4 protein-coding genes are annotated in these 6,846 nt (G+C 65.9%); 2 read left to right on the top strand and 2 right to left on the bottom strand.

The features are described from left to right. Both G6O54_RS36240 and G6O54_RS36235 read right to left on the bottom strand, forming a co-directional pair. On the bottom strand, positions 1-222 hold a 222-nt coding region (locus G6O54_RS36240), incomplete at its 3' end, for a transposase (RefSeq protein WP_165235746.1). 142 nt (positions 223-364) lie between these two features. Continuing rightward, positions 365-976 carry an imm11 family protein gene (locus G6O54_RS36235; RefSeq protein WP_165235743.1) on the bottom strand — a complete coding sequence of 204 codons (612 nt, stop codon included), beginning with the start codon at positions 974-976 and terminating at the stop codon, positions 365-367. A 1,676-nt stretch (positions 977-2,652) separates the two neighbouring features. Between G6O54_RS36235 and G6O54_RS36230 the strand changes: the two genes are divergently transcribed. Continuing rightward, positions 2,653-6,435 carry a sialate O-acetylesterase gene (locus G6O54_RS36230; protein ID WP_165235740.1) on the top strand — a complete coding sequence of 1,261 codons (3,783 nt, stop codon included), beginning with the start codon at positions 2,653-2,655 and terminating at the stop codon, positions 6,433-6,435. 51 nt (positions 6,436-6,486) lie between these two features. Further along, positions 6,487-6,846: a hypothetical protein gene (locus tag G6O54_RS36225; protein ID WP_165235737.1), complete on the top strand. Its 360-nt coding sequence runs from the start codon at positions 6,487-6,489 to the stop codon at positions 6,844-6,846.

The following is a 6,846-nucleotide window of genomic DNA, read 5'->3' as shown; positions in this document are numbered from 1 at the left end:
GAAGTGGTCGTAGACGGTGCTCTTGGCCGGCAGGTCGTGGGGCAGCATGTCCCACCGGCAGCCGGCCCGGTTGAGGTAGAACGTCGCGTTGAGGATCTCCCGCATCGACACCGTGCGAGGCCGACCCGTCTTGTTGACCGGGATGAGGGGTTCGAGGATCGCCCACTGCTCGTCGGTCAGGTCGGAGGGGTAGGACTTCCGCATGGGTGCGCGCTCCGTCATGTTGAGATTCTCGGACCTCCTGAGAGATGAAGAGTTTACGTCAATCGAGACGTTACCGGATAGCCTCTTAGTGTATGCTGGCCCTGCCTTCAGACTCCCTGTCATGGTCGAAGGCCAGGGATTGGCAGTGGAAGGGGCGCTGTCAAAATGCTCCATTCACTATCAGCTCACGAAATCGCAATCCCCGCAGTCCATGTTCTTCTACTACCTTGCGAAAAACACCATCCACGATGAGACTGCCTCCGCTCTTGTTGGGGAGATTGAAGATATGTAAATTGTCAATTTGTTCATGCCGGAAGGCATAACGAACAATGTGCCGAATTCGGGGGTCGCTAGCTGACCGACGCTCGACTTCACTTTCGACTTCGTTCAGAGCATCGGCAGTCCGCAAGACATGAATAAGGAAGTACTCTCCATTAAAGGGATGGTGTACAGCCAAGGCTTCACACTCTCCGCCGATTACTGGTTGCAGGGCCTTCCATGCTCGCTCGCTGAACATCGGAACTTTTCTGTAATTGCTGACGCTCACAAAGTCGCCGACTTCGGAGGGGTTGTCGTTGTAGCCGTGGCAAGTGAGAGGTCTCCAAGCCTGCTGAAGCGGGGTATCATTCCTGTGAAGGTTGGTAACCGTTGCATCATCGTCATCATCATCATCATCATGGACGTCTCCGACTCTGAATCCAACTCCGGCGTATGAGTTTGCGTCAGGGTCGTATTCGTAGAACTGACGTCTTGCATTGTTGAAACTTGTCATGAAATTGTCCCAACCCGATTTCGCTCTTGAGCTTTGCATGCTCGACCAGCAGACTCCCTCGACCGGCTAACCCAATCAGACGCACCTTCGACGGCATCCTTCAAGCGAGCCGTCACTCTGCCAACCCCATCGAACGATTGCAATCCATGTCCATGATGAGCCAGTTTTGGACCTGACGGCTTGAGTCCGACGCCATTGACGGGATCGTTGATATCGATGTGATATTCATCAAGCGGTTGCGAGCGGCGGCGGCACGGGAATGAGTTGACTGGACAATGCGGTGAGCATCTTCGCCCGCATTGATAGTGTCGCCAAGCCTTTTCTTAAGCAGAGTGAGGATCCGTAGCCACCCCCGCCTCAAGAAAGGGAAGCCAGGGAGACGGGGGAAGCCGCCTCCCGAGCGGCTCGTCGATTTTGATCAATATGGTGGACAAATATCGGGCCCTTCTCCATCGACCGCGGCGGGTTCGCGGTGATGGACGACCACCTCCACCTGTACCTGTTGCTCGACTCGCCGCGGGCCTCGTGCATCTCTGGCCTCCTGCGTCTCCCGGGTCGAGCCCGATCGGGCTGCTCGGCGATTCACGTCCCACCCGATCGCCGGCCGTTGCCGGCGACGACAGGACAGGCTCTCCGCGGATCCTTCGTCCCTGGTGCGGTCGTAGGGACGACCTGGCCGATTTTCTCCGTTTTGGTGAAACCCGGAGTGTGAACGCGGGGATTCTATTGAGTAGAGAGGGACTCTTGCGCGCCGGTCGTGCAGGCGGCCCTTGAGCGATCTTTGTCAATCCGGGAGAAGGCGAATCAGAAGGTCGGCCCGGCCCGCGTCGTGCACGCGGGCCGGCGGAGGGCGCGGCAGACCGGGGAGGCGAACCGGCACCGTCCCCAATCGCGAAGGCCGATCTTCACACTCCTTGCACGCACGCGAAGCCTCCGGGTGGCCGTGGTGGAACACCACGGGACCGCCCTGGCCTGACAGCAAAGCTCGTCGGGCGCAACGGCTTGCTTTCCCGTGGTGTTCCACCACGGCCACCCGCGGCGAGCAGGCGAATCAAAAGGTCGGCCCGGCCCGCGTTGAGGACGCGGGCCGGCGGGCGGCGCGGCAGACCGGGGAGGCGAACCCAATCGAAGACCACATCCGGGTCCTCGCGAGGAAAGCAATTGCGACGAGCCTTTTGAAGCAGCCCGCGCGACGACCGAAGCCAATGGCCAGCCCGGCGACCGCGATTGCGAGTGGCCGTCGTGGAACGCCACGGATCCGGCGCGGGTCAACGGAAAGCCCTGGGCCAGGTCAACGGCCCGCCCTTCGCGGTGCTCCACCACGGGCACCCGGTCGCGAGGAATGCGATGCAGAGTTTCCACTCGTTTCCGGTGGGGGGCGAAGCCAATCGAAAAATCGTATCCAACATATACGTGGGCAGGGACTTACGTCGATGGATTCGCAGCACCGCATGCGACGACCGAAGCCAATTTCGATGAGCGTTCGAGGCGACAACTCCGGTCCCATCGGGGCGGTTTCGGGGTGCCCGGGTCCGCAGGCTTTCGGCAGGCCCCGGGCGCCTGTAGGATGAGGGCGCTCGCCCCGAGAAACGCTACGACCGTAGGAACCGATCGGGGGCCGCCGGTCGCTCGAAGATCGACCCCAGGCATGCCCCTTTCCTGGAGACGTCGTCATCATGGCAGGTTTCCCTCCGCTTCGCCCGAGGCCGGTCGCATCGCGGCTCACCTCGTCGCTCGTCGTCGGCCTCGCCGTCGCGGGCTCGTGTCTCTGGTCGCTCGCCGGCCCGGCAGGGGCCCAGGTTTCCGGCCCGGGAGGACCGGGGCTGGTCACATCCAAGATGGCCAGCCGCCAGCCGACGGCCTCGGACGATCGCTTCAAGTCGCCGCGTCCCATGCAGGTCTTCCAGCGCGACGCCAACAACCGCGCGACGATTCCGGTCGTGCTGGCGGAGGACACCCACGGCGCGGTCACCGTGACCTCCGCGGTCCTGCTCGGCGGGGGGATGGGCGGCAACGCGTTCAACAACGGCGCGGCCAACGATCGGACCCGGTTCGAGGACGGCAAGCTCGTCGGCGTCCCGATGGGCGGGCCCTACACGATCCGAATCGAGCTGAAGACGGGTGATGGGCAGCAGCAGTTCGCGGTCGTCAGCCCCGTCTTCGTCGGCGACCTCTGGGTGCTGGCCGGACAGTCGAACATGGAGGGCGTGGGCGACCTGGTCGACGTCACCCCACCCAATCCCCTGGTCATGAGCCTGGGGATGGACGGCAAGTGGGGCCAGGCCGAGGAGCCGCTCCACTGGCTGGTGGACTCGCCCGACGCGGTCCATTCCGGCGACCCCGCGAATCGCCCCCAGCGCTCGGCCGACCAGCACCGGACCCGGACCAAGGGGGCCGGCCTCGGCCTGCCGTTCGGCGTCGCGATGGCCGAGGCCACCCGGGTGCCGGTCGGCCTGGTCGCCACCGCCCACGGCGGCACGAGCATGGCCCAGTGGGATCCCGCCAAGAAGGGGGAGGGGGGCAACAGCCTGTATGGGTCGTTCCTCCGCCAGGTCCAGCTCGCCGGCGGCAAGGTGAAGGGCATCCTCTGGTATCAGGGGGAGAGCGACGCCAGCGAACAGGCCGCGAAGGTCTACGGCAAGGTCTTCGCCGACTTCATCGCCGCGATTCGGGCGGACCTGAACCAGCCCGAGCTGCCGTTCTACTTCGTCCAGATCGGCCGATTCATCATCCCCGGCGCATCGAACCCGAAGGACTGGAACCTCGTCCAGGACATCCAGCGCCGGCTGCCCGACCGCGTGCCCAACACGGCCGTGATCTCGGTCGTCGACCTGGAGCTGGACGACCTGATCCACGTCGGCACCCAGGGCCTGAAGCGTGCGGGGCAGCGACTGGCGAAGATCGCCCTCCGCGAGCAGTTCGGCCAGGTCGGCGCCACGACCCCCACGCTCGACCGCGTCGCGGTCGGCTCGCACAACACCCTCCTCGTCAAGTTCAAGGGCGTGAACATCCAGGCCAGTGCCCCGGCGAACATGCGTGGGATGGGCATGAGGATGGGGGGCATGGGCGGCGGGATGGGGGGCATGGGCGGCGGGATGGGCGGAGGCACGGGCATGAACCCGGGCCTCAGCTCCGGCGACGAAGGCACGGGCCTGCGACCGGAGCGGCACATCGGCGGGTTCTCGATTCGGACCGAGGACGGCACGGCGATCCCCTCCATCTTCGAGGCGACCGTCGGCAAGTCGCACGACACGGTGGTCCTGAAGCTCATCGGCCCGGTCCCGCCCCATGCGTACCTCTGGTACGGCTACGGCCATGACCCGTACTGCAACCTCGTGGACGGCCTTGACATGGCGGTCCCCGTCTTCGGCCCGATCGGGCTGGACAACCTGGGCGTCGAGGCCGAGGCCGCCGCGACCGCAAAGGTTACCGCGGCACCGAAGCCCGCACCGGCACCGGCTCCTGCTCCTGCACCGGTCGCCTCCGCTCCGAAGCCCGCCGGCGGGCCCGCCGCGGGGTCGCAGGCCGGGCCGATCAAGGTCCTGATCATCACGGGCGACAACTACCACGACTGGAAGGCGACGACGGAGTACCTCAAGTCGAAGGTCCTCACGCCGCCGCATTTCGCCGTGTCCGTCACGGCGTCGCCGGCGAAGGACCTGACCGAGTCCAACCTGGCTAAGTACGACGTCCTGCTGCTCAATTACATGAACACCGACAAGGGGGGGCCGGAGACCCGCTGGTCGGACGACAACAAGAAGGCCTTCCTGGAGGCCGTCCGCGGCGGCAATGGGCTGGTGAGCTACCATTTCGCCTCGGCCGCGTTCGCCAGGCCGAACTGGGCCGAGTTCGAGAAGGCCATCGCCGGCGGCTGGCGGTCCCAGGGCTTCCACGGGCCCAAGCACGTCTTCAGCGTCAAGAAGACCGAGGTCAAGCATCCGATCTCCGAGGGGCTCCCCGCGGAGTTCGTCCACGCGATCGACGAGCTCTACCAGAACTCCGTCATCACCGACGGCAGCGTCGTGCTCGCCACGGCCTACTCCGACCCCAAGAAGCCGAAGGGCACGGGCAAGGATGAGCCGGTTGTTTGGGTGAACACGTATGGAAAGGGCCGCGTTTACGTCAACTCGCTGGGGCACGACGTCGAGGCCATGACCGACCCGAGCTTCGCCGCCTGGCTCCGCCGGGGCGTCGTCTGGGCGGCGACCGGCGCGGTGCCTTCGGGCCCGGCCCTCGGGCTGGAGGGGGGCGGTCACTCGGCGGCCAGGGGTGAGCGGCGGATCGCCCGGGCCGATTACATCGACCGGATGAAGGCCGGCTGGATCGGCCAGATGGCGGGGGTCGCGGTCGGCGGGCCCACGGAGTTCCGCTACCTCAACAAGGTCGTGCCGGCCGACAAGGTGCCGGCGTGGAAGCCGGTGATGATCAACCAGTACGACCAGGATGACCTCTACGTCGAGATGACCTTCCTGCGGACGCTCGAGCAGCACGGCCTGGGCGCGACGACCCGCCAGGCCGGCATCGACTTCGCCAACAGCAAGTATCCGCTCTGGCACGCCAACAAGGCCGGCCGCGAGCTCCTCCGCAAGGGGATCGCCCCGCCGGACTCCGGCCATCCCGCGCTCAACAAGCACGCCGACGACATCGACTACCAGATCGAGGCCGATTTCTCGGGGCTGATCGCCCCGGGGCTGCCCAACACGGCGATCGACCTGGGAGTGACCTTCGGCCGCCTGATGAACGAGGGCGACGGCCTCTACGGCGGCCAGTTCATCGGTGCCATGTACGCCGAGGCCTTCTTCGAGAAGGATCCGGAGAAAATCGTCCGCGCCGGCCTGAAGGCGATCCCGGAGAAGTCTCAGTATGCGGAGGCCATCCGCGACGTCCTGGCCTGGTACAAGGAGAACCCCGACGACTGGGAGGCGACCTGGAAGAAGGTCGGCGCGAAGTATCATGAGAACCCCGCCTACCGCCGGTTCGCCTGCAATGCGCAGGACAAGGATCCGCCGGCCTTCAACATCGACGCCAAGCTGAACGGGGCCTACCTCGTGATGGGGATCCTCTATGGCAAGGGGGATCCCGACCGGACGATCGTGGTGGCCACCCGTTGCGGCCAGGACTCCGACTGCAACCCGTCGAGCGCGGCGGGCGTCATCTTCACGACGATCGGCTACACGAGGCTGCCGCGGAAGTACGTCGAGGGGCTGGACGCGAACACCAAGTTCAACTCCACCCCGTACACGTTCTCCCGGCTCATCGAGGTCTGCGAGAACCTCGCCGACCAGGCCGTGAAGAAGGCAGGGGGCCGGATCGAGACCTCCGCCGACGGGGCGCGGACCTACGTCATCCCGGTGGAGGAGCCGCGGCCGAGCCCGATGGCCTCGTGCTTCGAGCCGGGCCCGAAGGCCAACAGCGTCTTCAGCGCCGAGGAGAGGAGGCAGATCGTCGCCAAGCCCTGAAATCCGGCCCCAACCCCCCCTGGCCCGACCGAGGAGGATTTCGCGTCCGCCATGCCGCCGCCAGGCCAGCGAGACTACAGTTCGGTCCGGCTCTCGCGGCACGCGCTGGAGCGGTTCGTCGAGCGGTTCGGGGTCGAGCCCGGGGCCGCCGAGCCGCTCCTCCGCCAGGCCCTGTCGCGGACCCGCCGCCTGGGCCGCAACCCGGAGAACGGCGCGATCGCCGCGCTCGGCCTGCACGCGGGCCGCGTCCTGGTCGCGATCCTGCAGGAGGACGCGTGCTTGACCGTCCTGACCTGGAACCAGTTCGAGCCGCGACTGCCCGAGTTCGGCCGCAGCAGGGTCCCTCGCAAGTGGGGCCGGATGCTCGGACGATTGGAGGGGGGAGCGATGACGGATGACACACCCAGTTAG

It is taken from the genome of Aquisphaera insulae, from assembly GCF_011064615.1.
GTDB lineage: Bacteria > Planctomycetota > Planctomycetia > Isosphaerales > Isosphaeraceae > Aquisphaera > Aquisphaera insulae.
The sequence above is the reverse complement of the archived record's forward strand: the minus strand, read 5'-3'. Positions and strand labels throughout refer to the sequence as shown.